This window comes from Pseudomonas piscis (genome assembly GCF_009380155.1).
GTDB lineage: Bacteria > Pseudomonadota > Gammaproteobacteria > Pseudomonadales > Pseudomonadaceae > Aquipseudomonas > Aquipseudomonas piscis.
On the sequence record NZ_WHUV01000003.1, the window covers coordinates 383,037 to 408,409 of the forward strand.

A 25,373-nucleotide genomic window follows, 5' to 3' on the forward strand; every position below is an offset into this window, starting at 1 on the left:
CAGCTGTCGTGAGAGGGTGTCCTTGTACCAGGGCCCTTCGCGACAGCTGGGCCTGGCCTGGCTGCAGACGAGTATTGCCCCGTTGGCGTAGACGGACCGTGGTCCGATCGTCCGTCCGTTTTCGACGGATTCTATTGAAGGAGTCATAAAGTGAGCGTTGAAGCTGCCAAGAATGCACGAGAACTGCTGCTCAAGGAATACCGCGGCGTGCTGTCCACGCATTCCAAGTCCATGCCGGGTTTTCCCTTCGGTTCCGTAGTGCCTTATTGCCTCGATGCCGAAGGTCGTCCGCTGATCCTCATCAGCCGCATCGCCCAGCACACCCATAACCTGCAGAAGGATCCCAAGTGTTCGCTGCTGGTCGGTGAGCGCGACGCCGATGACGTGCAGGCGGTGGGGCGCCTGACCTACCTGGCCGAGGCCGAGAAGCTGGCCGACGAGGCGTCGATCGAGGCCGCCGCCGAGCGCTACTACCGCTACTTTCCCGAATCGCAGAACTATCACCAGGCCCACGATTTCGATTTCTGGGTGCTCAAGCCGGTGCGCCATCGCTACATCGGCGGTTTCGGCGCCATCCATTGGGTCGACCAGCTGACCCTGGCCAACCCGTTCGCCGGCAAGGCCGAGTTGAGCATGGTGGAGCACATGAACAGCGATCATGCCAAGGCCATCGCCCACTACGTCGAGCTGACCGGCTTGCCTGACAAGGTGCCGGCGCAGATGGCCGGGATCGATACCGAGGGCATGCACCTGCGTATTGGCCAGGCGCTGTATTGGTTGCCATTCCAAGCCCCTTGCAACACGCCGACACAAGTGCGCGAGGCCCTGGTTTTCCTGGCGCGCGCCGATCAGTGGCCGAAAAATCAGACCGTGGATGCTTGAATTCACGAATTGGCGACGTCATTTACGGTCTACTGGAAGGCATTCTTCCGCAGAGGAAACCATTTGATGCGCCCTTTTCTGTTGCTCTTTCTGCTGTTCCCAGTGTTGGAGCTGTTCGTCTTCGTCAAGGTCAGCGCGGCGATCGGGTTTTTCCCGGCGCTGCTGCTGGTCATTCTCGGTTCGCTGCTTGGCGTGATGGTGTTGCGTGTGGCCGGCCTGGCCACGGCCCTGCGCGCCCGTGAAAGTCTCAATCGTGGCGAGTTGCCGGCCCAGCAGATGCTCGAGGGCCTGATGCTGGCCCTGGGTGGTGGTTTGTTGATCTTGCCGGGCTTCATCAGCGATGTGTTCGGCCTGCTGATGCTGCTGCCATTCACCCGTCGTCTGCTGGCCAACAAGATGCGCGAGCGTGCCGAGGAGCAGGCCATGCGCCAGCGCGCCTTCGCCGACGACATGCGCTCGGCCCGTGGTGGTCCTGCGCCGCAGCAACCCTTGGGACGCGAACCGAACGTCATCGAAGGTGAGTTCGAGCACCGCGACTGATCGCTTCCAGCCTCGCAAACACGGCACCTTCGGGTGCCGTGTTGGTTATTGCGCAGGCGATTTAAAAAAATTCATCGACCAGCCCTTGTAATAGCCTTGTGCGCCCTTATGTAACGGTCACCGCAAGGTTTCTGGTGCTGATACCAGACAGACTTCCGCGTCTCGCTCGTCGAGCCGCAACCGGCCACGCCGGATTTGTTAACCCGCCGGTATCGACACCGGCCGCTGAAAACCACAATTAGGAGAGATCGACAATGAAGCTTCGTCCTCTGCATGACCGCGTCGTCATCCGTCGCAGCGAAGAAGAATCGAAAACTGCCGGCGGTATCGTTCTGCCTGGTTCGGCCGCTGAAAAACCTAACCGTGGCGAAGTCGTCGCTGTAGGTACCGGCCGTGTGCTGGACAACGGTGAAGTACGTGCGCTGGCCGTGAAAGTGGGTGACAAAGTGGTGTTTGGCCCGTACTCCGGCAGCAACACCGTGAAAGTCGATGGCGAAGATCTGCTGGTAATGGCCGAGAACGAGATTCTCGCTGTTATCGAAGGCTGATTACCCGCGTATTTTCCCGCTACTACACAGTATTTAAGGAATATCGATCATGGCTGCTAAAGAAGTTAAATTCGGCGACTCCGCCCGCAAGAAAATGCTCACCGGCGTCAACGTCCTGGCTGACGCGGTAAAAGCTACCCTGGGCCCGAAAGGCCGTAACGTGATCCTGGAAAAGAGCTTCGGCGCTCCGACCATCACCAAGGATGGCGTTTCCGTAGCCAAGGAAATCGAACTGGAAGACCGTTTCGAGAACATGGGCGCGCAGCTGGTCAAGGACGTTGCCTCCCGTGCCAACGATGACGCTGGCGACGGCACCACCACCGCCACCGTTCTGGCTCAGTCGATCGTCAACGAAGGCCTGAAGGCCGTTGCTGCCGGCATGAACCCGATGGACCTCAAGCGCGGCATCGACAAGGCGACCATCGCCATCGTCAAGGAACTCAAGGCTCTGTCCAAGCCATGCGCCGACACCAAGGCCATCGCCCAGGTAGGCACCATCTCCGCCAACTCCGACAACTCCATCGGCGACATCATTGCCGAAGCCATGGAAAAAGTCGGTAAAGAAGGCGTGATCACCGTCGAAGAAGGCACCGGCCTGGAAAACGAACTGTCGGTCGTTGAAGGCATGCAGTTCGACCGTGGCTACCTGTCCCCATACTTCGTCAACAAGCCAGACACCATGGTTGCCGAGCTGGACAGCCCGCTGATCCTGCTGGTGGACAAGAAGATCTCCAACATCCGCGAAATGCTGCCAGTGCTGGAAGCCGTTGCCAAAGCCGGCCGCCCACTGCTGATCGTGGCCGAGGACGTCGAAGGCGAAGCCCTGGCGACCCTGGTTGTGAACAACATGCGCGGTATCGTCAAAGTCGCAGCCGTCAAGGCTCCAGGCTTCGGCGATCGTCGCAAGGCCATGCTGCAGGACATCGCCGTCCTGACCGGCGGTACCGTGATCTCCGAAGAAATCGGTCTGAGCCTGGAAAGCACCACCCTGGAGCACCTGGGTAGCGCCAAGCGCGTGACCCTGTCCAAGGAAAACACCACCGTTGTCGACGGTGCTGGCAACCAGGCCGACATCGAAGCCCGTATCGCCCAGATCCGTGCCCAAGTGGCCGAGACTTCCTCGGACTACGACCGTGAAAAACTGCAAGAGCGCCTGGCCAAGCTGTCCGGCGGCGTTGCAGTGATCAAGGTTGGCGCTGGCTCCGAAGTTGAAATGAAAGAGAAGAAAGCCCGCGTTGAAGACGCCCTGCACGCTACCCGTGCAGCCGTTGAAGAAGGCGTGGTGCCTGGCGGTGGCGTGGCCCTGATCCGTGCCCTGCAAGCGATCGTCGACCTCAAGGGCGACAACGCTGACCAGGACGTAGGTATCGCGGTTCTGCGTCGCGCCGTTGAAGCTCCGCTGCGCCAGATCTCCGCTAACAGCGGCGACGAGCCAAGCGTTGTAGTCAACGAAGTGAAGAACGGCAAAGGTAACTTCGGTTACAACGCTGCTTCCGGCGAATACGGCGACATGATCGAAATGGGCATCCTGGACCCAACCAAGGTAACCCGTTCGGCTCTGCAAGCTGCAGCTTCCATCGGCGGTCTGATCCTGACCACCGAGGCAGCCGTTGCCGACGCACCGAAGAAAGACGCTCCAGCTGGCGGCGGCATGCCAGACATGGGCGGCATGGGTGGCATGGGCGGCATGATGTAAGCCAGCCTTACCCCCGTACTGAAAAGCCCCGCCGGCGCAAGCCGGCGGGGCTTTTTCGTTTCCGTTGTCCTGCGGCAAACCCAGGGCAAATGGCTGCCATTGTGTTGCCCTGGCTGTCGTCGGGACGTGAGTCCCAGGTGAAAAAAACGTCAAGCCATGGCGACACTGGAAACAGTCACCCGAGCCTTCCGACAAGGGTGGCGGTGAGCCGGACTTGGCCTTAAGCTGCGCGAGCCAAGACGGCCGTAACTGTATACGGAGAGAGTGCCGATGCGAATCCTACTGGTTGAAGACAACCGCGATATTCTCGCCAACCTGGCTGACTACCTGGGGCTCAAGGGCTACACCGTGGACTGTGCCCAGGACGGTCTGTCGGGCTTGCACCTGGCCGCCACCGAGCACTACGACCTGATCGTGCTCGACATCATGTTGCCGGGGATCGATGGCTACACCCTGTGCAAGCGCCTGCGCGAAGACGCGCGGCGAGACACCCCGGTGATCATGCTTACCGCCCGCGACCAGCTCGACGATCGCCTCCAGGGCTTCAAGTCCGGAGCCGACGATTACCTGGTCAAGCCCTTTGCCCTTTCGGAGCTTTCCGCCCGGATCGAGGCGGTGATGCGCCGCAGCCAGGGTGGCGGCAGGCGTGCATTGCAGGTGGGCGATCTGAGCTACGATCTCGATACCCTGGAAGTCACCCGTGAGGGACGCCTGCTCAAGCTCAACCCGGTCGGCCTGAAACTGCTGGCGGTGCTGATGCAGAAGAGTCCCCATGTCTTGCGCCGGGAGATCCTCGAAGAAGCCCTGTGGGGCGATGACTGTCCGGACAGCGACAGCCTGCGCAGCCACGTCCACCAATTGCGCCAGGTGATCGACAAGCCGTTCGCCAAGCCGCTGCTGCACACCGTGCATGGTGTCGGCTACCGCCTGGCCGAGGGCCGCGATGGAGTTTAAGCAGAGCCTTGCCCAGCGGATCATCATCGCCTTTGCGTTGATGAGCGCCCTGGTGGCCGGGGCCTTCGCCATGGGCATCGTGGCCACCGTGCACCTGGTGGAGGAAAAGCTCATCTCCGCCGGTCTCGGAGGCGACCTGCAACGCCTGCTGTTGATGGATAACGTCGGCGACTGGAGCCACCGCCCCGAGCCCGACCAACTCTTCTACTACAGTGGTGGTCGCGGCGATTTCGAGTTGCCCAAGGATCTGCGTCACCTGGACCCCGGGTTCCATGAAGTGTTTCGCGAACAGTTGTCCTATCACGCCATGGTCGAGGTGGTGGATGGCCGGCGCTATGTGCTGCTGCAAGACCAGAGCGACTTCGAAGAGCGCGAGCGAGTGTTGTTCGCGGTGGTGCTGGTGGGCTTCGTGCTCAGCCTGGCGCTGGCGGTGTTCCTCGGCTGGGTGCTGGCGCGGCGCGTGATGGCGCCGGTGGTGCGCCTGGCACGCCAGGTACGGCATCGTGACCAGTTGTTGGGCCTGGCACCGCCATTGGCGCCGGACTACGCGGCGGACGAAGTGGGAGAGCTGGCCATTGCCTTCGATGCGACCCTGGGCCGCCTGCGCCAGGCGCTCAATCGCGAGCGGCTGTTCACCAGTGACGTCAGTCATGAATTGCGTACGCCATTGATGGTCCTGGCCACCTCTTGCGAGCTGTTGCTGGAAAACCCGGCCCTGGACCATCGCGGGCGGGCCCAGGTGGAGCGTATCACTCGGGCCTGTTCGGAAATGCGCGAACTGGTGCAGACCTTCCTGATGCTGGCGAGAGCCCAGCGTGAGGATGCCAGCATGTCGCCGCAGTTGACCTTGAGCCAGGCCGCCAACGACCTGCTCGGGGTGTGGAGCGAGTCCATCGAGGCCAAGGGCATCGAGCTGATCTTCGATCCCGGACAGTCCGACGATACCCGCTACCACGCCACCTTCCTGCATGCGGTGATGGGCAACCTCCTGCGCAACGCCCTGCACTATACCGAGCAGGGGTTCATTCGCCTGAGTCTGGCGCCTGGCGGCTTTACGGTGGAGGACAGCGGCGTGGGCATTCCCGAGGAAAAGCGCGAGGCGATGTTCGAGCCTTTCGTGCGTGGCGATGAGAAGCGTGGCGAGGGCCTGGGCCTTGGCTTGTCGCTGGTCCAGCGTATCTGTGAGAACCAGGGCTGGAGCGTCAGCCTCAGCACCATGACCCCCAATGGCTGTCGTTTTCACGTTCAACTGCAATCGGCCAAGGCCTGATTATCCTGTATGGCCCTGTTTTACGGGGCCTGTCACTTGTCGATTTCCCCTTTGGTATGGCCCCAGGCCACTGCTCGTACACTGTAAAACTCTGCAATATTTCTTGGCTGGACGGTACGAAGTTTTCACGCGGGAACAACCTGTCGCTGACATGGTGCTGCTTAAGGTAGCGCCATCAATTGCAGGAGGTTCTGGCGATGGTTGCACCGATCAAGCTGAAGTTTTCCGAGAAGTACGATACCCAGCATGCCCTGGAGTACCTGCTCAAGCATCAGGATGGACTGGCGCGCCAGCTGTCCCACAAGCGAGATGAGCACTTGGCTCGCACCGCCTTGTCCCTGGCGGGCGATCCGGGGTTGGTACTGGACCTGCCGTGTGGCGCTGGGCGTTTCTGGCCGTTACTGGCCGAAAAGAGCAATCGAATCATCATTGGTGCCGATTATTCAGCGGCTATGCTCAACACCGCCACAGTGGCGCAACCTGCCGAAGTGGTGAAACGGGTACGGCCCTTGCAGACATCGGCGTTTGCCATCGACCTGCCGGACAACGCCGTGGACTGCATTTTCTCCATGCGCTTGTTGCACCATATCGGCGAGGCGCAACATCGGATGGCGCTGTTGCGCGAGTTCCAGCGCGTGACCCGCGATAGCGTGATCGTCTCGTTGTGGGTCGACGGCAACTTCAAGGCTTGGAAACGCAAAAGGATGGAGCGCAAGCGCTCTTTCGGCGCCGAACAACAGGGTTACCAGAATCGTTTCGTGTTACCGGCGGCCACGGTCGAAGAAGAATTCCGGCAAGCCGGCTTTAGCGTCCAGCGACATCTGGACTTCCTTCCGCTCTACGCCATGTGGCGAGTGTACGTACTACGCAAGAGGTAAAAGGATGGCTGTTGAATGTGCTTCGGAAATGGATGCCGCACCCACAGATCGTTTTGAATACTTCTGGAACGAACAAGGTGAATGGGTCGAGGAGCCCAATCGACGCCGAGGTGGCGAGAGTGGTGTGCAACGGCTGATGAGCGGCAATGGACGCCAGCTTTATGCCAAGCGCCAAGTGGGACATATCTATCGCAGCTGGCTGCACCCTTTCGGTCGACCCACGGTGTTGCGTGAACATGATGCGCTGCGGGGCCTGCGCCTGCTGGAAGTGACGGTCCCGGAGCTGGTTTACTGCGGGGCTCGACGCGGTCCCGAGCAGCAATGGCAAGCACTGCTGGTCACCGCGGCGCTCGATGGTTTCATCGAGATCGACAACTGGTACGCCGCCGGCGAGCGTGAGCGCCATGGCGAGGCGTTCCACGACCAGGTGCTGCAATCCCTGGCGACGACACTGGCGCGGATGCACAAGGGACGCTGGCAGCATGGTTGCCTGTATTCCAAGCATGTGTTCGTGCGGGTGGACGGTGAAGGCGAGCAGGCTCGGCCGAAGATCGCCTTGCTGGATTTCGAGAAATGCCGCCAGCGCCTGAGCAGCAAGCGGGCTGCGGCTCATGATCTAAAACAATTGCGCCGCCATTCGTCGTGGAGCGACACCGACTGGGAGAAGCTCTACTACTTTTACAGAACGGCGTTTGGCAGCTCTATCAAAGGTTTATAGCTATGAAGCTAGAAATTGCACGAGGTGTATTCCTGGCAGGAGCCTTGGCAGTTGCTTCCCTGGCGGTGGTTGCCTGGGAGCAGCCACGCACCCAGGTGCTGAGCGCGGCCAAGGGCAATGCCCACTGTCCGTTGCCACGGGTGGCGAAGGTGTCCACGGCGGCCAAGCCCGACCATGACCTGTTGCTGTTCATGTTCGGCATGAGCCAGGGCCTCAAGCCCCAGAGCTGAAGAGTTTTCCTGCCAATCAAAAGGCCTCGCGATGCGAGGCCTTTTGATTTTTCCCGAATCCTGTCTTCACGCCAGGTGCAGGTGGTTGTCCCACAGCCCTGCAGGCAGTTCCAGGGGCTTGGCCACGATCTGCGCCTGACGGCAATCGTAGAAGCGGCAACGGCCTTGTCCCGAGGTCACCACGAAGCCATCGGCCACGGCGCCGACCCCCGCGCAGTCCGGCAGCGGGGCATCCACTCGTAGCGCACCGCTGTCCAGGTCCCAGATGAAGAAGCGGTTGCCCCGTGGAGCGGTCAGGGCGACCAGCCGCAGCTCGCTGTGCACGGCGACGCTGGCGGTGTAGTGCCCCATGGCTTGCAATTGCTGTTCGGCCACCGGGAATGCACTGAAGGGTTGGCCGGGCCGCTTGATCGCCAGCAGTTCGGACGACTCATGAGCGGCGCCCATGAATTGCTGGCCGGTGACGATGGTGCCGTCGCTGGCGATGCCCATGTGGCGCACGCTGTTCATCTGCTGGGCCAGGGTTTCCTTGCTCAGCAGGGTGCCGTCGCGCTGCATCAGCACCAGGCTTGGTTCCATGGCATCGAGGTTCATTTCCACCCGGCTTTCGGCTTCGGTGCGAATGCCGCCGTTGGCCACCACCAGGGTTTCCCCATCGGGCATCCATGACACCTGGTGCGGGCCGATGCCGTGGGTCGACAGTTCGCCGCTGTGCACCAGGCGTTCGCCCTCGAAGCGGTAGACCCCCAACAGGCCGCGCCCAGGGTCCCGGGTATCGTTCTCGGTGGCGTACAGCCACTCGCCATCCTTGTGGATCACCGCGTGCCCATAGAAATGCCGGTCGGGTTGCGAGGTCAGGGTCTGCAGCAGCTTGCCGTCGCGCAGGTCGACCAGGTAGCTCTCGGTACCCGGGCGCCGGGCCACGAACAGGGCGATGGGCAAGCGCGGGTGGTTGATGATGTCGTGGCAACGCTGGCCGACCTGGGTGGCAAACACCTGTTTACCGTCCAGTTGATAACCGACGGCGTAATGCTTGCCGTCGCCGTCATCCCTGGCCGAAAGCAGCAAGGGCTGCTTGCCCTTTTGCTTGAACAGCGTCCAGCCGCCCAAGGTCACCGCACTGAGCAGCAAGCTGCCCAGTGCCAAAGCCTGACGTCGCAGCATCATCAGTCACCGTCGTTGGCGTTGAAGCCCAGTTGGATGCCCAGCGCCTTGGCCAGTTCGCCTTCGTGCAGGCGATGGACCACGTTGAGGCTGTCATACAGGTCGTTGAGCTGCTGGCGCCCGGCGTCGTCGCCGAGCATTTCGGTCAGCGAGCGCTGGGTGCTGGCGAAGAGTTTCAAGGACGCGGCATAGGCTGCGTCGATCTTGTCGGCCAGTGGTTTCTGCTCGGCCGGCAGCAGGCCGCGCAGGCCTTTGTTGTCGACCCCGGCCCAGACGGTCTGGGCCGCGCTGAGGCTGGCCTCCAGGCCTTGCAGCGACGACTGGCTGCGCCAGGCATCGGCCTGGAACGGCTGTGGGATGCCCTTGGTCTGGCGGCCCATCGGGGTGCCGAGCTTCTTCTTCAGGGTATCCAGGGCCGTGACTTGCACACGCAGCAGGTCGGCAATGGCTTCGTGGGAATCGGCATAGCGCTGGTTGGGGAACTTGCTCATCTGCGCCAGCATGCCGTCGTTGTTGTTCCAGCTCGACAGGATCTCCTCGGCCAGTTGCTTCTGGCGTTCGCCGATGGCGGTCAGCAGCGGGCAATAGCGGGCTTTCTGGGTGCTATCGGCCATGTCGATCTTGCTGTCGAAGAGGATGTACTCATAGGCCGACAGGCCTTGCACCACGACGCTGGACTTGCTCAGGGCGGCGGCATCGATCTGTGGGTTGGCGTTGACCAGTTGCTCGACCTGGCGACCGACCAGGTTCTTCTTGTCCGGCCAGAACTGGACCTGCCAGGAGCGGTTGCCCTCGGCCAGCGGGCCGATCAGCAGCGGTTGCAGTTCGGCCCAGGCTTTTTGGGCATGGAGGAAGTCGGCGCGGGCGGTCTCCAGGCTTTCCTTGCCTTCGCAGAAGGCCAGGGCGCTGACGGCCAGCTGGCGGTCGGCGTCGACCCAGCGGCTGTAGGTCGGCAGGATCACCTGCTTGGCGATGGCCGCGGAAGTCACGGCTTGTGGGTCCTGGGGCGAACAGGCGCCCAGGGCGAGCGCGGCAAGGCTGGTGAAGAGCAGTTTGGGGCGGAACATGTTCGGGCTCCCTTTATTGTGGAGAAAGCATATGAGTCGAGCGTTACAAGGAATTCAGGAATGCCAGCAACGCCGCGCGCTGCTGGGCATTGAAAGCAAGGACTTGCTGTTTCGCACCTTCGGCTTCGCCGCCATGCCAGAGCACCGCTTCCATCAGGTTGCGGGCGCGGCCATCGTGCAGGAACCGGGTATGGCCGCTGACGGTTTCGGTCAGGCCGATGCCCCAGAGCGGAGCGGTGCGCCAGTCGCGACCGCTGGCCTTGAACTCGGTGCGCTGGTCGGCCAGGCCTTCGCCCATGTCGTGCAGCAGCAGGTCGCTGTAGGGGCGGATCAACTGGTTGGCCAATTCAGGTTCCGCGGCGTTGGCCGCCGTGGTGAAGCTTGGGGTATGGCAAGACTGGCAGCCGGCCTGGAAGAACAGGTTCTTGCCGGCCAGGACCTGGGGCGAGTCCACATCGCGGCGGGCGGGCACCGCCAGGTTGCGGGTGTAGAACAGCACCAGGCGCAGGATGTTGTCGCTGACCTCCGGTTCACCGTCTGGGCCATTGCCGTTGGGGGCTTGCTTGCAGGCGGTTTGCGCGTCGGTGCAGTCATCGAAGGGTCTCAGGCTGGTGGTCAGGCCCATATCACCAGAGAACGCGTGAACATTTTGTTGATTGAGGCTCGGTTGCCCGGCTTTCCAGCCAAAACGCCCGAGTACGGTCTTTTGCCGGGCATCGTCCCAGACCCAGTTGGGCCGGCCGGCGATGGGGTTTTCCCGGGTCGGCCTGGTATTGGCCAGGATGGCTTCCTCGGGAATGGCCTCGAGCAGCCCCAGGCCGATCATGGGTGGCGCCACTCGGGCCGAGAAACGGGTCTCCGGATGCATCGGGCCGTAGCCCAGGTCGGTCACCCGCAGCCTGGGCTTGCGCAGCTCAACCTGGGTGCCGTCCTTGAAGTGCACCTGGAGCGGTTCGTAGTCCACCCGCACTCGGCCCTCGGGGACCACCCCGGGGATCGCCATGTCTTGCAGCTGGCTGCCATAGACCGGCTCCGGCACTACCCCCGTGCGCTCGATGAGCCGGGCCAGGGTCGGATCGTCGGGGATCGACAGGCGCACCAGCATGGATACCGCGTTAAGCGCGTCCGGGGCCGGTGGATGGCCACGGCCATCCTTGATATGGCAGTTCTGGCAAGCGTTGGTGTTGAACAATGGGCCCAGGCCATCGCGGGCGGTGGTGGTGGAAGGGGCTATGACCCAGGGGTTGCGGAAAAAACTGTTGCCGACGCTGAAATCCAGGCGGCGGGTAGGCGGCAGGTTGGCCGAGGGCAGGGAAAAGGCATTGCGATCGCTCTTGTTGACTGTCGTCGCGCCCCCGGCGCGGGCTTCGCCAGGCTCGGCCTGGGTGAAGCGCGGCGCCTCATCGCAGGCGCCCAGGCTCAAGGCCAGGAACAGCGCGGACCAGCGAAGCAGCGACGAAGGCATCGGATATCCTGCAGGACGAGCAAAACAAGGGCGCAAAGTCTAACAGGGCAGCCTGGTTTGAATAAGAGGAATTATCGTTTGGTTTGATCCAGGACAAGGGCGCCGGAACTGATTTGCAGCCGACGCCGGGCCTGGTCGCAGGCATGAAAAAGGCGGCCCGAGGGCCGCCTTCTGCTGGACGCTGTGCTGATCAGAATTCGTGATCGGCGTTGTCCGGGTTCAGGTCCTTGATGCCCAGCTTGCCGGCGGCCTGCTCGATCGAACCGGTCTGCTTGACCAGCGCGGCGATGGCGTCGCGCACGATCTGGTTGCCCGATTCGTTGCCAGCGGCGATCAGCTGGTCGTAGTGCTCGCCCTTGTTGGCGTGGTCCACCATGACCTGGATCTTGGCTTCGGTGGCCGCCAGGTCGGCCTTGAGCGCAGCGTCGGCGGCCGGGTCGGCCTTGGCCACCAGGGACGACAGGCTGGCGCCGGTCATCTTGGTGCCGTCTACACGGGTGTACTCGCCCAGGTAGACGTTACGGATGCCCTTGGCGTCGTAGAAGTGCGAGTTATGGGTGTTGTCGCTGAAGCAGTCCTGTTCGTCCTCGGGGGAGTTGGCTTCCAGGGATACCTTCATCCGCTCGCCCGCCAGTTCGCCCAGGGACAGGCTACCCATGCCGAAGAGCATCTTGCGCAGGCCGGTCTCGGCTGGTTCCGCTTCCAGGGTGGCGCGGTAGTTGTCGGTCACGTCCGGCTTCCAGTTGCCGACCATTTCTTCCAAGTCGTTGACCAGCAGCTGGGTCACGGCCTTGAGGTAGGCGCGGCGGCGCTCGTTGTGGCCGCCGGTGGCGCCGGCACCTTGCAGGTAGTCCGAGGCCGGGCGAGCGCCGGCGCCAGGGCCGGTACCGTTGAGGTCCTGGCCCCAGAGCAGGAATTCGATGGCGTGGTAGCCAGTGGCGACGTTGGCCTCGGCACCGCCGAGCTCATTGAGGCTGGCGAGTTTTTCCGGGGTGATGTCCTTCACGTCGATCTTGTCTTCGCCGATGCGGATCTCGGTGTTGGCGATGATGTTGGCGTTGGCCCCAGGGTTGCCCAGTGCGTGCTCGTAGCTCTTGTCGACGTAGTCGATCAGGCCTTCGTCCAGTGGCCAGGCGTTAACCTGGCCTTCCCAGTCGTCGATGATGGTATTGCCGAAGCGGAACACTTCGCTTTGCAGGTACGGGACGCGCGCCGCCACCCAAGCGGCCTTGGCGGCTGCCAGGGTCTGGTCGTCAGGCTTGGCCAGGAAGGCATCGATAGCGCTCTGCAGGGTTTTCGCAGTGGATTCGGAGTCGCTGTAGACGGCGAAGACCATGTCGGCGTAGTGCGCGACGACGGCCTTGGCGGCGGCTTCGTCGATCTTGGCGGCGTCGCCGGCCGCAGTCGCGGTGCTGGTAGCCGGGGTCGGTGCTTGAGCGGCAGCCTTGTCGTCTTTGCCTTCGCCGCAACCGGCGAGGGAAATAGCGATGGCCAACAGACTGGCGGTAGCCAGAGGCATACGAATCATGGCGAACATCCTGCTTCGAGAGGAGAGTGGACGGCGCGGGGCGCGCGAAAAACTGCGACATAATGCGAAAGATTTGCATTATGTGTAAAGGGTTGCCGCTGTAATTATTTCTTCTCCGAAGAGCCTTCGTGCAGGGCGCAAAGCCCCGCGCTGCGCTGGCTTCAGAGGATCGCTGCGTTGCTGCGCTGGGCCTGTTTCAGGTAGGCGCCCAGCTCCCGCGCGGACAGTGGCTTGCTGTAGTGATAGCCCTGACCTTCGTGACAGCCCTCGGCAATGATGTAGGCCTCCTGCTCGGCGGTTTCGACGCCTTCGGCGATTACCTGCATGCCCAGGCTCTTACCCAGCTGGATGATGGCGCGCACGATGGTGGCGTCGTCATCGTCCTCCAGCAGGTCCTGGACGAAGCTCTTGTCGATCTTGATCTTGTCCAGGGGCAGGCTCTTGAGATAGCTGAGTGACGAGTAGCCGGTGCCGAAGTCGTCGATGGCGATCAAGGCCCCGGAGCGCCGCAGGCTCAGCAGGTGCTGGGCGGCGGTGCTGATGTCTTCCATCAGGCCGGTCTCGGTGACTTCCAGCTCCAGGCTGCGCGGTGGCAGGCGATAGATCTGCAGCAGGTTGTTGACCACCCGTGGCAGTTCGGCGTGGTGCAGTTGCACGGTGGACAGGTTGACCGCCATGCGCAACTCGCTGAAGCCCATGTCATGCCATTCCCGCAACTGGCGGCAGGCCTGGTCCAGCACCCACTCGCCAATGGCGATGATGGTGCCGTTCTGCTCCGCGAGCGGGATGAACAGGTCCGGCGGCACCAGGCCGTGCTCCGGGTGCTGCCAGCGCAACAACGCCTCGACGCCTACCACCCGGTGGTCGCGATAGCTGATCTGCGGCTGGTAGACCAGGAAGAACTGCTCGCGGGCCAGGGCCTCGCGCAGGTCCTTTTCCAGTTCCCGGCGGCGCCGCATCTCGCTGTCCACGCTGGCGATGTAGAACTGATAGCGATTGCGCGAGCGGCTCTTGGCCAGGGTCATGGTCTGCTCGGCTTTTTGCAGGAGCTTCTCGGTGCTGTCGCCATCTTCCGGGAACAGGGTGATACCGATGGTCGCGCGCAGGCGGATTTCCTGCTGGTCGAGGGCGAAGGTGGCTTCCAGGTCATCGAGGATGCTCTGGGCCAGTTCCGCGGCTTCGTAGGGTTGTTCGATATCGGCCTGCACCAGGGCGAACTGGTCGCCGCCCAGGCGCGCCAGGGCACCGAGGCGGCCGCTGTGGCCGCGCAGGCGATCGGCCAGGGCCAGCAGCAGTTGGTCACCGGTCTGGTAGCTGAACTGCTCGTTGACGCCCTTGAAGTCGTCCAGCCCCACACACAGCACGGCGACCCGGCGTTGCAGGCGCCCGGCGTCCACCAGGATCTTGTCCAGTTGCTGTTGCAGTTGCTGGCGGTTGGGCAGGCCGGTGAGGAAGTCGTACTGGGCCATGCGCAGAAGGCTGTTCTCCGCTTCATGGCGCAGGTGGGTATTGCGCTCGATGGACGCCAGCAGCTGGTTGGCGGTGTTGATCCAGATTCCCAGCTCGTTGCGTTCGTGACCCTTGAGCAAGGGGAGCTGGTGTTCGCTGGGACGGTCGGGATTGATGTTGGTCAGGTGCTCGATGATCCGCGACAGCGGCTTGGTCAGCAGCCAGTGGTAGACCAGGTACAGCACCAGGCCCATGGCCAGGGCGCGCAGCACTCCGGAGATGAAGATGATCACCGAGCTGACGATGAAGCCCTGGCCGTAGGTGGCGGTGTCCAGGGTGATGCTCAGGTCGCCGTAATACTCGCTGTATGGACCGCGGCCCACCAATTGGGTGGTGAAGGTGCGTTCCTGGCCGAGGATCAGGTCGGTCAGCCAGCGACTGGAGGATTTCTGCAGGTCGCGGGATTTTTCCGCGAGCATGGTTTCGTTGGGATGGCCGATGGAGGCCATGCGCACCGCATCGTCCTGGAACAGGCCCTCGATGACTTGCATGCCCATCTCCCGGTCCAGGCTGTAGACCGCCTGGGTCGATGGGTCGCGAAACATGTCGAGGATGCGCTGGGCGTCATTAGCTACCGCCTGCCGAGTCTTGTAGGCATCGAAGACGATCTGGGCGCAGCTCAGGACCACACCCACTATGAGTGCCGACAGCAGCACAACCCGGAGCAATTTCACCGACAAGCTGTTTTTGAGTTCCAGCTTCAAAGGGGCTATTCCTTGTTCCGTGCGCGTAGCGTCAAGTTGCCATGAGTATTGGCAATCCCGTGATGGCCGTCAAAGTGACATCAAGGCCGAGGACAGGACGTCTGCGGGCGAAGCCCGGGTGATCAGAATCAGGATTGCTCTAGCTGTGGACAGTGTGTCGGTAGCGACGTCATGCAACTTGAGGGGAAAGCGTTGTTTTTTACCTGCATGGAATCTTAGCGCCTGGAGCCGGCGGGACAAGATCCTGATTTTGCAATGGGCAAAAAAAACCCGGCCAGGCCGGGTTTTTTCACTGCGAACAGGTTCAGGCTACGAAGTTCTTGCCTTCGAACTGCTCGGCCACGAACTTCCAGTTCACCAGGTTCCAGAACGCCTCGACGTACTTCGGACGCACGTTGCGGTAGTCGATGTAGTAGGCGTGTTCCCAGACGTCGCAGGTCAGCAGCGGGGTGTCGCCGCTGGTCAGCGGGTTGCCGGCGCCGATGGTGCTGGCCAGGGCCAGGGAACCGTCGGCCTTCTTCACCAGCCAGCCCCAGCCGGAACCGAAGGTGCCAACCGAAGTCTTGGTGAATTCTTCTTTGAACTTGTCGAACGAACCGAACGCTGCGTTGATGGCATCAGCCAGGGCGCCGGTTGGCTGGCCGCCGGCGTTTGGCGCCAGGCAGTTCCAGTAGAAAGTGTGGTTCCAGACCTGGGCTGCGTTGTTGAAGATACCGCCCGAGGAGGTCTTGACGATCTCTTCCAGGGTCTTGCCTTCGAACTCGGTGCCTGGCACCAGGTTGTTCAGGTTCACGACATAGGTGTTGTGGTGCTTGTCGTGGTGGTACTCCAGGGTTTCCTTGGAAATGTGCGGCTGCAGGGCGTCGTGTGCGTAGGGCAGCGGCGGCAATTCGAAAGCCATGGTGATTCTCCTAATCAGGTCAGTTGCGGTGAGCGCAAGGCCGATCACGGGCGGCCGGACAAGCGCCGGGGAGTTTGTACTCTTTGCGGCGCAAGCTTCGGATCATAGCATCGGGGGGGAGGCATAACCACGCAACAACTGTGTGGAATAGAGGTTCCAGAGCCTTTTGGAATAAGTCACGCGGCGCTGATCAACTGGAACGCGACACTGAACATCATCACCGCCACCAGCAGGTCGAGGATCCTCCAGGTACCCGGCCGGGCCAGCCAGGGCGCGAGCCACGCCGCCCCCAGGGCCAGGGTGAAGAACCACAGCAGCGAGGCGCTGGCCGCGCCCACCACGTAGGCACCGGGCTCGGCCTGCTGGGCGCCCAGCGAGCCGATCAGCAGCACCGTGTCCAGGTAAACATGGGGGTTGAGCAGGGTCACCGCCAACGCGCTGAGCATCACCGCCCGTAGCGAGCGTACGGTCTGGCCACCGCCTTGCTCCAGGCTCTGCTTCGAGCACGCCCGGCGCAGCGCCTGGGCGCCGTACCAGATCAGGAAGGCCGCGCCGCCCCAGCGTGCCACCGCCAGCAGCGTCGGGTTCTGGGCGAGCACGGTGGCCAGGCCGAACACACCTGCGGCCACCAGCAAGGCATCGCAGGTCACGCACAGCGCGGCCACCGGCAAATGGTGTTCGCGGCGCAGGCTCTGGGCCAGGACGAAAGCATTCTGGGTGCCGATCGCCATGATCAGGCCGGCGGCCACCAGCAGGCCGTTTACATAGCTTTGCCACATGATTACAGCTCCTCGCCGGCGGCCAGGCGTTGCAACACCTGGACGGCTTTTTCGGCATCGGCCAGGCCGACGAACAGGTGGTCGTGGTAGTAACCGGCGATCACGTTGCAGCTGATCCCGGCACGGCCCAGGGCGCCGGCGAAGGCGGCTGTCAGGCCCACGGCCTGCAGCGCCGAATGCACCTGGAGGGTGATCCATGCGGCGACGTAGTCGAACCCCAGGCCGAGACGTTCGGCCTGCTCGCGACGCAGGATCACCGTCAGGCCTTCGTGCTCGCGAAAGCTGCCCAGCACTTCGCAGTCCCGCAGCAGGCTGGGGTCGGTGATGGAGCAGAACACATACTCGCCGTCGTTGAGCTGCGGGCTCATGCTGTGCAGCAGGGTCGCGAGGGAGGTTTCACCAGCCATGAAGAAGATCCTTGAACTAAGAGGCGATACAGAGGCTTTATGCTGGCTATTTTCCGGCTCCAGGCTGTATAAGAAAAACCAATAGTGCTGATCTCTCATTAGGAAAACTGATGTTCGACTACAAGTTGCTTTCGGCCCTCGCCGCAGTGGTCGAACAGGCCGGTTTCGAACGGGCGGCCCAGGTGCTGGGGTTGTCGCAGTCGGCCATTTCCCAGCGGATCAAGTTGCTGGAAGCGCGGATCGGCCAGCCGGTCCTGGTCCGGGTCACGCCGCCGGCCCCCACCGAGATCGGCCGGCGCCTGCTCAACCATGTGCAGCAGGTGCGGTTGCTGGAGCGCGACCTGCAGAGCCTGGTGCCGGCCCTGGACGAGGAGGGGCTGCCGGAGCGCCTGCGCATCGCCCTCAACGCCGATAGCCTGGCTACCTGGTGGGCCGAAGCGGTGGGGGCGTTCTGCGCCGAGCACCACTTGCTCCTGGACCTGGTGGTGGAAGACCAGACCGTGGGCCTCAAGCGCATGCGTGCAGGCGAGGTGGCCGCTTGCGTCTGCGCCAGCGAGCGACCGGTGGCCGGCGCCCGTAGCCTGTTGCTGGGGGCCATGCGCTACCGGGCCCTGGCCAGCCCGGCCTTCATCGCCCGGCACTTTCCCCAGGGAGTGTGCGCCGGACAACTGGCCCGGACTCCGGCACTGGTGTTCGGTCCCGATGATTTCCTGCAGCATCGCTACCTGGCGTCCCTGGGCGTAGACGGCGGCTTCGAGCATCATCTATGCCCGTCTTCCGAAGGCTTCATCCGCCTGGCCGAAGCCGGGTTGGGCTGGGGGCTGGTGCCCGAATTGCAGGTTCGCGAGCAATTGCAGCGAGGGGTACTGCAAGAACTCCTGCCGGATAAACCCATCGATGTGCCGCTGTACTGGCATCATTGGCGCAATGGCGGGCAACTGCTGGGCTTGCTTACCGAGCACCTGGCTCGTTCATCCGCACAGTGGCTGGTGCCCTGGGAGCAGCCGTGAGCGTCAAGCGACAAGCTGCAAGCAGACAGCTTGCGCACTGATTTTCAACTTGCAGATTGCAGCTCGTAGCTCGTCACTGCTTTCTTAGGAATATTTCATGAAGATTCTGGTCACCGGCGCAAGCGGCTTCATCGGCGGGCGTTTCGCCCGTTTCGCCCTTGAGCAGGGCCTGGAGGTGCGCGTCAACGGGCGCCGTGCCGAAGCCACGGAGCATCTGGTGCGTCGTGGCGCCGAATTCATCCAGGGCGACCTGGGGGACGCCGACCTGGTGCGCGAGCTGTGCCGCGACGTCGATACCGTGGTGCATTGCGCTGGCGCCGTGGGCCTGTGGGGGCGCTACCAGGATTTCCACCAGGGCAACGTGCAGGTGACCGAGAACGTGGTGGAAGCCTGCCTCAAGCAGCGGGTCCGGCGCCTGGTGCACCTGTCCTCGCCGTCGATCTACTTCGATGGCCGCGATCACCTGGGCTTGACCGAAGAACAGGTGCCCAAGCGCTTCAAGCACCCTTATGCCGCCACCAAGTACCTGGCCGAGCAGAAGGTCTTCGGCGCCCAGGAGTTCGGCCTTGAAGTCTTGGCCCTGCGTCCGCGTTTTGTTACCGGTGCCGGCGACATGAGCATCTTCCCGCGGCTGCTGAGGATGCAGCGCAAGGGACGCCTGGCCATCGTCGGCAATGGCCTGAACAAGGTCGACTTCACCAGCGTGCACAACCTCAACGAAGCCCTGTTCAGTTGCTTGCTCGCCAGTGGTTCGGCCCTGGGCAAGGCCTATAACATCAGCAACGGTGCCCCGGTACCGCTGTGGGACGTGGTCAACTACGTGATGCGCCAGATGCAGGTGCCGCAGGTGACCCGCTACCGTTCCTATGGCCTGGCCTACAGCGTGGCGGCGCTCAATGAGGGCTTCTGCCGGATCTGGCCGGGGCGTCCGGAACCGACCCTGTCGCGCCTGGGCATGCAAGTCATGAACAAGGATTTCACCCTGGATATCAGCCGCGCCCGGCATTACCTGGGCTACGAGCCCAAGGTCAGCCTGTGGGCCGCCCTGGACGAGTTCTGCACTTGGTGGCAGGCCCAGGACATGGGCTGAAACCGGCGACTGAACCGGCTGCGTCCGGTCCTGTCCATTGGCCTGGCCCATCGGCGGTTTATACTCGCCGCATCCAGCCCCCTCCGCGGTTCAGAAAGGTTGCCCAATGCGTAACGATGCACACGATGACTTCGACGACGTTCCAAGCCTGCGCGCCGATCCTCTCGACGACGATGTCTTCCCGACCACCAGCGGTGCCCGCGAGCGCACTGCGGTCCACTCGCGCAGCGCGCCGGCGGTCAAGGCCAAGGGTGCCGGCACCGGCCCGCTGTGGGCGTTGGTGGGGGCGTTGTTCTTTGCCTTCGCCGGCCTTGCCTGGTGGAGCTTCCAGCAGATCTCGCTGATGGAGCAGCAACTGGTGGCGACCCAGGAAAGTTTCGCCAGGATCAGCGAGGAGGCTGCTGGCCGGCTGCAGGACATCTCCGGCAAGGTGGTGGCCAGCCAGACCAGCGTCACCAGCGACAGCGAAGCCCTGAAGCTGCAGATCAAGCAGCTGGAAAGCCGCTTGCAGGATCAAGGCCGGCAGCAACAGGGCGTGGTCGGCCAGGCTACCGACCTGGACAAGCGCCTGGAGCAGATGGGCGCCCAGAGCGCCGAGTTGCAGGCGGCCAATACCCAGTTGCAGGCCCAGCTCAAGGCCCTGGGCGGCGAGCTGGCGAGCCTCAAGGGAGCCCAGGCCGATGGCGGCAAGGTCGATGCCCAGCTCAAGAGCCTCGCCGCCGAGTTGACTGCGTTGAAGAAACAGGGCAACCCGGGCGCCGCCATCGAGCGCCTGGAGCAGGACCTGATCGTGCTCAAGAGCCAGCAGGACAATCGTCCCGCCACTGCGCAAAACGGTGCCAGCACCGCTGAGTTCGACGCTTTCCGGGGCCAGGTCACTCGCAACATCAACACCCTGCAAAGCCAGATCCAGAACCTGCAGCAACAGCTCAACACCCGCCCCTGACCGAGCCGGCCCGTCGCGCCTCCCGCGGCCGGGCCCGACTCTCGTTCGCTGAATGTCTACCCATCTGTCGCAGCCGGCTACGCTCTTCGAACGTCAATGTGAACGAGGAGTGGGCGATGAAGCTGTTGCGCAAGCATGCCTGGCTGGGCTGGTGGTGGTTGCTATGTGTCGCTGCGCTGCATGCAGCTCCCGCCGATGATGGCGCCCCCGCGCGGGCGCTGCTGGAAAAGGCCCTGGCCTATTACCAGGAGCAGGGTGACAAGGCGTTCGCCGCCTTCAGCCGCCAGGGCGAATTCGTCGATCAGGATCGCTATGTGTTCGTGGTGGATACCCAGGGTGTGATGCTGGCCAGCGGTGGCCCGTCGTCGGCGCTGATCGGCCGCGATGTCTCAGCGGTGCTGGGGGCGGATTTGCGCAAGGCGTTCCAGGACGCCTTGCATACTCCCCAGGGCAGCGGTATCCAGCAGGCCGAGTACCGCTGGCAGAACTGGGCCGATGGCAAGATCGAACGCAAGCATGTGTACTTCCAGCGCGTCGGCGAGCGGATCCTGGCGGTGGGCTACTACCTGCCCAGGGCATCGGCCGACCAGGCCCGGGCGTTGCTGGAGCGCAGCGCCGAGGCCCTGACCAGCGATCGGGCGGCGACGCTCGCGGCCATCAACGACCTGCAGGGCGGGTTCATCGAGGATGACCTGTACGTGTTCGTGGTCGATCTGGACACCCGGCGCTACCTGGCCCATGGCACCAACCTGCGGTTGCTCGACACGGACTTCGCCAAGGTCAGGGACCCCGAGGGCAAGCCGGTGGGCGAGCCGATGCTGGCGCTCATGGCCCGCCAGGAACAGGGCGAGTACCAGTACCGCTGGAAGAACCCGGTGACCGGCAAGGTCGAAGACAAGCACGCCTACCTGCGCAAGGTGGGCCGGCTGCTGGTCGCGGTGGGCTATTACAGTCCGTGAGGCCGGTGCACCCCGGCCCGCTTAGCGGGCCTTGTCCTCGCGTCCGCGCAACAGGCGGTTGGGCATGGCGATCGCCGCCGCCAGGCCCAGCAGCGAGACTCCGGCGCTGACCAGCAGCAGGTGGCGGAAGGTCAGCAGCAACTCGCTGCGCAGGGCGTCCCGATCCGGGCCGGGCGCGGCATTCAGGCCTTCGAGCAGGGCATTGCCGGTGTGGCCTTCGCTCAGTAGTCCGCCGCCCAGGTGCGCCAGGCCAGAGTCTTGCAACAAGGCCAGCAGCAGTGCCGACATCAACGCCACCCCGACCGCGCCGCCCAAGGATCGGAACAGGTTGGTGGTACTGGTGGCGACCCCGATATCACGCTGTTCCACCGCGTTCTGGGTGCCCACCAGCGAAGTGGGGAACTGCATGCCGCTGGCTATCCCGCACAGCAACATGAACAAGCCGCTGCCCAGTTCCGCCTGGGGCGGAACCAGGGCCATGCCGAGGATCGCGACCGGCATCAACAAGGCCCCGGTGAGGATCATCGGCTTGTAGCGTCCGGTCACCGAGGTCAGCCGTCCGGCACAGTAGGCGCCCATGGGCAGGCCCATGGCCAGGGGTAGCAGGTGCAGCGCGGCGCTATCGGCCCCGGCCCCGGTGATGCTTTGGAAACGCAGGGGCATCAACACGATCAGCGAAATGGCCTGGAAGCTGGTGAAGAAGATCGTGCACCAGCACAACAGGGCGCTGCGGTTGGCGAACAAGTGCATGGGCAACAGTGGCTCGCGGGCCCGCCGTTCATGCCAGGTGAACAGCGCCAGGACGATGATGGCGATGGCCAGCAGGTCGAGCACTTCGGCGCTGCGCCAGGAGTGCCCCTGGCCGATCTGGGTGATGCCCAGCAGCAGGGCGCTGAGGCCGATGATCAAGAGCAGGGTGCCGAGGTAGTCGATGATCGGCTTGCGCTGGGGAACTGGTAGTCCCACCAGGGTGCGATAGGCCACCCACCAGGCGCCCAGGCCCAGGGGCAGGTTGATCAGGAACACCCAGCGCCAGGACAAGAACTCGGTCATGTAGCCGCCCAGCACGGGGCCGGCGACGCTGGCCACCGCGTACATGCTGCTGAAGTAACCCTGGTAGCGCCCGCGTTCCCGGGGCGGGACTATGTCGCCGATGATGGCCTGGCTCACCGAGATCATGCCGCCGGCGCCAATGCCCTGGAAGATCCGCGCCAGCACCAGCTGTTCCATGTTCTGGGCCAGGCCGCAGAACAGCGAGGCCAGGGTGAACAAGCCCATGCCGAACAGCATCAGGCGGCGCCGACCATAGAGGTCGCCGAGCTTGCCATAGATCGGCACGGCCACGGTCATGGCCACCATGTAGCCGGAAATCACCCAGGCCAGGAGGCCGACATCCTTGAACTGGGCGGAGATGGCCGGCATCGAGACGGCGACGATGGTCTGGTCCAGCGCACCGAGGAAGATCGCCAGCATCAGGGCGACCAGCACGCTGCGGATGGCCACCGGTGGGGGGCCAGGTTGGTGGAGGTGGGACACGAAGGAACCTGCGGGCATTGATGGGCCGGACGGGATGCCGGCGAAGATGTGGGCCAGTGTACTTGATAGCTACCTACCGGATAGCTCTGCAAGCATGTTCCTGACAGTTATTTCATCAAACGTTTGGGGTGGGGGGATTTACAGTTGCTTGCAGCGAAATGGGAAGCATTCTGTATAGTGGCACTTCTGCACGCCCTGCCTGGCAGGCCACAGAATGAGTGTTTATGAATGTTGCCTATGCTTGCATTTTGACTGGGCGAATCCGTCAATTGAGCAAGACAACCCAACGGAATCTGCATGTACCCATCCCCTGGGCACCATGCCTGCCCGTTCCTCCGAGGCCCGGATTGCAGCGATGAACAAGCCAGCCCTTGCATCCATTCCCGTTTTCAAACTCTATGGCGAGAGCCTGGAGTGGCCCACTCCCGATCTATTGCACTGCGAGCCCTTCAGCCAGCGCGGTCGCGAATTGCATTGGGAAATAAAACCCCACCGGCATGCCGATCTGTGCCAGCTGCTGTTCGTGCGGCGTGGCCAGGTGCAGATGCAGGTCGAGGACCAGCGGAGTTCGCTGGATGAGGTGGCGATCCAGGTCGTGCCGCCGCTGTCGGTCCATGGTTTTCGTTTCTCCGAGGATGTCGAAGGCCATGTGGTGACCCTGGCGGCGCCGCTGGTGGGGCACCTGCAAGCCCAGTTGGGGCAGGCACGGGACATCCTCGGCACTTGCGCCAGCTATCCTGCGGGCGACGATGCGCAGTACCTGGACGGTTTGTTCAGGGCGCTGCAGGACGAGTATCAGGGCCAGCAGCCAGCACGGGAGATGCTCATGCATTCCCTGGTGGGCATGATCGTGGTCTGGGTCGGGCGTCAGGCGTTGCAGCGCAGCAAGGCCAGCCAGCGGCCGCAGCGAGCCCGGGACTATTTCAACGGTTTCATGCAGTTGGTGGAGGCGCACTATCGCGAGCATGTGAAGGTCGAGGAGCTGGCCCACAAGCTGGGGATCTCGGTATCGCACCTCAATGGCACTTGCCGGGAACTGGCGGGACAACCCGCGCTGCAGATCATGCACGAGCGCCAGTTGCTGGAGGCCAAGCGCCTCTTGACCTACACCGGGATGACCATCTACGAGATTTCCGCCGAGCTGGGGTTTTCCGACCCGACCAACTTCACCCGGCTGTTCCGGCGCCGGGTAGGCATCTCGCCCAAAGTCTTCCGTGACCGCCTGAAGGCCGAGCAGGCTGGCGATCCGGGCTCCCTGTCGCTTACCTGAGGGCGTTCAGGGTGGCGTTGTGGGGGATGCAGCGTTCCAGGTTGCAACTGGCATAGGCGCGAGTCTGCATGCGGGCCTGTTCGACGCGGTAGGCAGCGGTGCCGTACAGCGCCAGGGTCACGGTGCAGGTCATGAAAATGGCCAGGTATCTTCTTGTCTTGACGTTCATGGCGATGACCTCTGAACCGGTGCCTCGGTATTTTCCAAAGCACTGTTATCAGAATAGGCCAGCTGTCCGGGCTTGCCAGGAACCCCACCTCGGCTGTTTGGCGGGGTATTCAGCAAATGGATCGTCCCGCTGCCTCGCCCCTTCCGCTAGAGTCCCTGGTCCCAGGTAGGCTCCTGGGGAAACCTGAGTACCAGGAAATCCAGCATGCTGCGCAAGGTGGCCGGCATGTGCTTGCGCGAGGCGTAGACCGCGTACATGTTCATCCGGCGAGGCTCGGCATGGGCCAGCAGGCGCACCAGTTCCCCGCGCTTGATGTATTCCCCGGCCTGGTAGCTGGGCAACATGGCGATGCCGGCACCGGCCACTGTGGTACGCAGCAGGGTACTGGCCTCGTTGGCGCTGATGTTGCCCTGGACCGGCACCGACACCGGCTCGCCATCTTGTTCGAAGTGCCACAGGCTCTTGCCGAAGTAAGAGTGGGTCAGGCAGTTGTGCTGGCTCAGTTCTTCCACCCGCTGGGGCGCCGGGTGTTCGCGCAGGTAGGCCGGGGCCGCGCAGATCACCGAGCGGCAGACCGTCAGGCGCCGGGCGATCAGGTTCGGGTCCAGGTCGTTGCTGGTGCGGATCGCCAGGTCGATGCGTTCGTCCACCAGGTTCACCGTGCGATCGAGCATCTGCAAGTCGATGCTCACCCCGGGGTGGTCCTTGACGTAGTCGGCCATGGCCGCGGCCAGTTGCGACTGGCCGAACGAGGTGCTGACGCTGATGCGCAGCAGCCCACGCGGGACATCGTCGGGCTCGCTCACAGCTGCCTGCATGTCGCTGGACAGCTCCAGCATCTGCCGACAACGGGGCAGGATCTCGCTACCGGCGGCGGTCAGGCTGAGCTTGCGCGTGGTGCGGTGCATCAGCCGCGCGCCGACCCAGTCTTCCAGCTCCGCCAGGTAACGCGAGACCACCGGTCGCGACAGGTCCAGGTGATCGGCCGCCGCCGACTGGCTGCCCAGGTCGACCACGGTGACGAAGACTCGCATTGCTTGGAGACGATCCATGATTTGCCCGCTTTCAGAAACAAACTATGTCCAAGCATCGCATTTTTTGTGACGAGTCTGGCAACTAAGCTTGCTCCATTCCCAATACGCCAACCGCTGCT

At 63.1% G+C, this 25,373-nt stretch carries 25 protein-coding genes; 14 read left to right on the plus strand and 11 right to left on the minus strand.

All coding sequences use genetic code 11. The annotated features are described in order from the left end of the window. The first annotated feature begins 150 nt into the window (after window positions 1-150). The 9 genes from GDH07_RS18665 to GDH07_RS18710 all read left to right on the plus strand — a co-directional run bounded on the left by GDH07_RS18665 (window position 151) and on the right by GDH07_RS18710 (window position 7,716). The gene (locus GDH07_RS18665) at window positions 151-882 is read left to right on the plus strand and encodes a HugZ family pyridoxamine 5'-phosphate oxidase (RefSeq protein ID WP_343038285.1); all 732 of its coding nucleotides are present in this window, start codon (window positions 151-153) and stop codon (window positions 880-882) included. Between the two features lie 66 nt (window positions 883-948). Further along, window positions 949-1,422: an FxsA family protein gene (locus GDH07_RS18670; protein ID WP_022640597.1), complete on the plus strand. Its 474-nt coding sequence runs from the start codon at window positions 949-951 to the stop codon at window positions 1,420-1,422. Between the two features lie 254 nt (window positions 1,423-1,676). Continuing rightward, complete coding sequence (locus GDH07_RS18680) at window positions 1,677-1,970, plus strand: co-chaperone GroES (RefSeq protein ID WP_029614823.1); 294 nt, start codon at window positions 1,677-1,679, stop codon at window positions 1,968-1,970. A gap of 49 nt (window positions 1,971-2,019) precedes the next feature. Beyond that, the gene (gene groL / locus GDH07_RS18685) at window positions 2,020-3,666 is read left to right on the plus strand and encodes a chaperonin GroEL (RefSeq protein WP_053131655.1); all 1,647 of its coding nucleotides are present in this window, start codon (window positions 2,020-2,022) and stop codon (window positions 3,664-3,666) included. 270 nt (window positions 3,667-3,936) lie between these two features. Beyond that, window positions 3,937-4,620 carry a two-component system response regulator ColR gene (gene colR, locus GDH07_RS18690; RefSeq protein WP_053131653.1) on the plus strand — a complete coding sequence of 228 codons (684 nt, stop codon included), beginning with the start codon at window positions 3,937-3,939 and terminating at the stop codon, window positions 4,618-4,620. Beyond that, a complete protein-coding gene (locus GDH07_RS18695) occupies window positions 4,610-5,890 on the plus strand; it encodes a sensor histidine kinase (protein ID WP_152898488.1) in 1,281 nt (426 codons plus the stop codon). Before colR ends, GDH07_RS18695 begins: the two co-directional genes overlap by 11 nt. Window positions 5,891-6,087: 197 nt before the next feature. Next, entirely contained in the window at window positions 6,088-6,768 is a 681-nt protein-coding gene (locus GDH07_RS18700; protein ID WP_152898489.1) for a class I SAM-dependent methyltransferase, read from the plus strand. A 4-nt stretch (window positions 6,769-6,772) separates the two neighbouring features. Beyond that, window positions 6,773-7,486, plus strand: a complete 714-nt coding sequence (locus GDH07_RS18705) for a lipopolysaccharide kinase InaA family protein (RefSeq protein ID WP_152898490.1) — start codon at window positions 6,773-6,775, stop codon at window positions 7,484-7,486. Window positions 7,487-7,488: 2 nt separating this feature from the next. After that, window positions 7,489-7,716, plus strand: coding sequence for a hypothetical protein (locus GDH07_RS18710; RefSeq protein WP_053131648.1), 228 nt, complete (start codon window positions 7,489-7,491; stop codon window positions 7,714-7,716). 66 nt (window positions 7,717-7,782) lie between these two features. Here GDH07_RS18710 and GDH07_RS18715 read toward each other — a convergent pair whose 3' ends face one another. The 8 genes from GDH07_RS18715 to GDH07_RS18750 all read right to left on the minus strand — a co-directional run bounded on the left by GDH07_RS18715 (window position 7,783) and on the right by GDH07_RS18750 (window position 17,240). After that, window positions 7,783-8,880: a DUF1513 domain-containing protein gene (locus tag GDH07_RS18715; protein WP_152898880.1), complete on the minus strand. Its 1,098-nt coding sequence runs from the start codon at window positions 8,878-8,880 to the stop codon at window positions 7,783-7,785. Between the two features lie 2 nt (window positions 8,881-8,882). After that, complete coding sequence (locus tag GDH07_RS18720) at window positions 8,883-9,947, minus strand: imelysin family protein (protein ID WP_053131646.1); 1,065 nt, start codon at window positions 9,945-9,947, stop codon at window positions 8,883-8,885. 43 nt (window positions 9,948-9,990) lie between these two features. Beyond that, a complete protein-coding gene (locus GDH07_RS18725; protein WP_152898491.1) occupies window positions 9,991-11,412 on the minus strand; it encodes a di-heme oxidoreductase family protein in 1,422 nt (473 codons plus the stop codon). Between the two features lie 190 nt (window positions 11,413-11,602). Next, on the minus strand, window positions 11,603-12,940 hold the full coding sequence (locus GDH07_RS18730; protein WP_022640579.1) for an imelysin family protein: 1,338 nt from the start codon (window positions 12,938-12,940) through the stop codon (window positions 11,603-11,605). A 161-nt stretch (window positions 12,941-13,101) separates the two neighbouring features. After that, on the minus strand, window positions 13,102-15,153 hold the full coding sequence (locus tag GDH07_RS18735; protein ID WP_022640578.1) for a putative bifunctional diguanylate cyclase/phosphodiesterase: 2,052 nt from the start codon (window positions 15,151-15,153) through the stop codon (window positions 13,102-13,104). A gap of 304 nt (window positions 15,154-15,457) precedes the next feature. Continuing rightward, window positions 15,458-16,054 (minus strand): superoxide dismutase, encoded by a 597-nt coding sequence (locus GDH07_RS18740; protein WP_016966196.1) that lies wholly within the window; start codon window positions 16,052-16,054, stop codon window positions 15,458-15,460. Window positions 16,055-16,230: 176 nt separating this feature from the next. Beyond that, a complete protein-coding gene (locus tag GDH07_RS18745; protein ID WP_022640577.1) occupies window positions 16,231-16,833 on the minus strand; it encodes a LysE/ArgO family amino acid transporter in 603 nt (200 codons plus the stop codon). 2 nt (window positions 16,834-16,835) lie between these two features. Beyond that, on the minus strand, window positions 16,836-17,240 hold the full coding sequence (locus GDH07_RS18750) for an ACT domain-containing protein (protein WP_152898492.1): 405 nt from the start codon (window positions 17,238-17,240) through the stop codon (window positions 16,836-16,838). Between the two features lie 110 nt (window positions 17,241-17,350). On the opposite strand from GDH07_RS18750, the gene GDH07_RS18755 reads away from it, so the two are divergent. The 4 genes from GDH07_RS18755 (at window position 17,351) to GDH07_RS18770 (ending at window position 21,245) form a co-directional block, all read left to right on the plus strand. After that, a complete protein-coding gene (locus GDH07_RS18755; RefSeq protein ID WP_022640574.1) occupies window positions 17,351-18,250 on the plus strand; it encodes a LysR family transcriptional regulator ArgP in 900 nt (299 codons plus the stop codon). A gap of 97 nt (window positions 18,251-18,347) precedes the next feature. Further along, the gene (locus GDH07_RS18760; RefSeq protein ID WP_152898493.1) at window positions 18,348-19,340 is read left to right on the plus strand and encodes an NAD-dependent epimerase/dehydratase family protein; all 993 of its coding nucleotides are present in this window, start codon (window positions 18,348-18,350) and stop codon (window positions 19,338-19,340) included. A 106-nt stretch (window positions 19,341-19,446) separates the two neighbouring features. Beyond that, window positions 19,447-20,286, plus strand: coding sequence for an ATPase (locus GDH07_RS18765; RefSeq protein WP_152898494.1), 840 nt, complete (start codon window positions 19,447-19,449; stop codon window positions 20,284-20,286). Window positions 20,287-20,402: 116 nt separating this feature from the next. Beyond that, the gene (locus GDH07_RS18770) at window positions 20,403-21,245 is read left to right on the plus strand and encodes a cache domain-containing protein (protein ID WP_152898495.1); all 843 of its coding nucleotides are present in this window, start codon (window positions 20,403-20,405) and stop codon (window positions 21,243-21,245) included. Window positions 21,246-21,266: 21 nt separating this feature from the next. On the opposite strand, the gene GDH07_RS18775 is transcribed toward GDH07_RS18770, so the two are convergent. Beyond that, complete coding sequence (locus GDH07_RS18775) at window positions 21,267-22,781, minus strand: MDR family MFS transporter (RefSeq protein ID WP_031320403.1); 1,515 nt, start codon at window positions 22,779-22,781, stop codon at window positions 21,267-21,269. Window positions 22,782-23,136: 355 nt separating this feature from the next. Between GDH07_RS18775 and GDH07_RS18780 the strand changes: the two genes are divergently transcribed. Further along, window positions 23,137-24,051, plus strand: a complete 915-nt coding sequence (locus GDH07_RS18780; RefSeq protein WP_022640569.1) for a helix-turn-helix domain-containing protein — start codon at window positions 23,137-23,139, stop codon at window positions 24,049-24,051. On the opposite strand, the gene GDH07_RS32325 is transcribed toward GDH07_RS18780, so the two are convergent. Further along, window positions 24,044-24,220, minus strand: a complete 177-nt coding sequence (locus GDH07_RS32325) for a hypothetical protein (protein ID WP_164485040.1) — start codon at window positions 24,218-24,220, stop codon at window positions 24,044-24,046. The two genes, GDH07_RS18780 and GDH07_RS32325, sit on opposite strands and share 8 nt — an antisense overlap. A 146-nt stretch (window positions 24,221-24,366) precedes the next feature. Beyond that, on the minus strand, window positions 24,367-25,272 hold the full coding sequence (locus GDH07_RS18785) for a LysR family transcriptional regulator (RefSeq protein WP_152898497.1): 906 nt from the start codon (window positions 25,270-25,272) through the stop codon (window positions 24,367-24,369). Window positions 25,273-25,373: the final 101 nt, after the last annotated feature.

What these genes read in the sequence shown, in the direction of transcription:
- GDH07_RS18670 (WP_022640597.1), top strand. Translation starts at nt 949, where the DNA reads ATGCGCCCTTTTCTGTTGCTCTTTCTGCTGTTCCCAGTGTTGGAGCTG.
- GDH07_RS18680 (WP_029614823.1), top strand. Translation starts at nt 1,677, where the DNA reads ATGAAGCTTCGTCCTCTGCATGACCGCGTCGTCATCCGTCGCAGCGAA.
- groL (WP_053131655.1), top strand. Translation starts at nt 2,020, where the DNA reads ATGGCTGCTAAAGAAGTTAAATTCGGCGACTCCGCCCGCAAGAAAATG.
- colR (WP_053131653.1), top strand. Translation starts at nt 3,937, where the DNA reads ATGCGAATCCTACTGGTTGAAGACAACCGCGATATTCTCGCCAACCTG.
- GDH07_RS18695 (WP_152898488.1), top strand. Translation starts at nt 4,610, where the DNA reads ATGGAGTTTAAGCAGAGCCTTGCCCAGCGGATCATCATCGCCTTTGCG.
- GDH07_RS18700 (WP_152898489.1), top strand. Translation starts at nt 6,088, where the DNA reads ATGGTTGCACCGATCAAGCTGAAGTTTTCCGAGAAGTACGATACCCAG.
- GDH07_RS18705 (WP_152898490.1), top strand. Translation starts at nt 6,773, where the DNA reads ATGGCTGTTGAATGTGCTTCGGAAATGGATGCCGCACCCACAGATCGT.
- GDH07_RS18710 (WP_053131648.1), top strand. Translation starts at nt 7,489, where the DNA reads ATGAAGCTAGAAATTGCACGAGGTGTATTCCTGGCAGGAGCCTTGGCA.
- GDH07_RS18715 (WP_152898880.1), bottom strand. Translation starts at nt 8,880, where the DNA reads ATGCTGCGACGTCAGGCTTTGGCACTGGGCAGCTTGCTGCTCAGTGCG.
- GDH07_RS18720 (WP_053131646.1), bottom strand. Translation starts at nt 9,947, where the DNA reads ATGTTCCGCCCCAAACTGCTCTTCACCAGCCTTGCCGCGCTCGCCCTG.
- GDH07_RS18725 (WP_152898491.1), bottom strand. Translation starts at nt 11,412, where the DNA reads ATGCCTTCGTCGCTGCTTCGCTGGTCCGCGCTGTTCCTGGCCTTGAGC.
- GDH07_RS18730 (WP_022640579.1), bottom strand. Translation starts at nt 12,940, where the DNA reads ATGATTCGTATGCCTCTGGCTACCGCCAGTCTGTTGGCCATCGCTATT.
- GDH07_RS18740 (WP_016966196.1), bottom strand. Translation starts at nt 16,054, where the DNA reads ATGGCTTTCGAATTGCCGCCGCTGCCCTACGCACACGACGCCCTGCAG.
- GDH07_RS18745 (WP_022640577.1), bottom strand. Translation starts at nt 16,833, where the DNA reads ATGTGGCAAAGCTATGTAAACGGCCTGCTGGTGGCCGCCGGCCTGATC.
- GDH07_RS18750 (WP_152898492.1), bottom strand. Translation starts at nt 17,240, where the DNA reads ATGGCTGGTGAAACCTCCCTCGCGACCCTGCTGCACAGCATGAGCCCG.
- GDH07_RS18755 (WP_022640574.1), top strand. Translation starts at nt 17,351, where the DNA reads ATGTTCGACTACAAGTTGCTTTCGGCCCTCGCCGCAGTGGTCGAACAG.
- GDH07_RS18760 (WP_152898493.1), top strand. Translation starts at nt 18,348, where the DNA reads ATGAAGATTCTGGTCACCGGCGCAAGCGGCTTCATCGGCGGGCGTTTC.
- GDH07_RS18765 (WP_152898494.1), top strand. Translation starts at nt 19,447, where the DNA reads ATGCGTAACGATGCACACGATGACTTCGACGACGTTCCAAGCCTGCGC.
- GDH07_RS18770 (WP_152898495.1), top strand. Translation starts at nt 20,403, where the DNA reads ATGAAGCTGTTGCGCAAGCATGCCTGGCTGGGCTGGTGGTGGTTGCTA.
- GDH07_RS18780 (WP_022640569.1), top strand. Translation starts at nt 23,137, where the DNA reads ATGAACAAGCCAGCCCTTGCATCCATTCCCGTTTTCAAACTCTATGGC.
- GDH07_RS32325 (WP_164485040.1), bottom strand. Translation starts at nt 24,220, where the DNA reads ATGAACGTCAAGACAAGAAGATACCTGGCCATTTTCATGACCTGCACC.
- GDH07_RS18785 (WP_152898497.1), bottom strand. Translation starts at nt 25,272, where the DNA reads ATGGATCGTCTCCAAGCAATGCGAGTCTTCGTCACCGTGGTCGACCTG.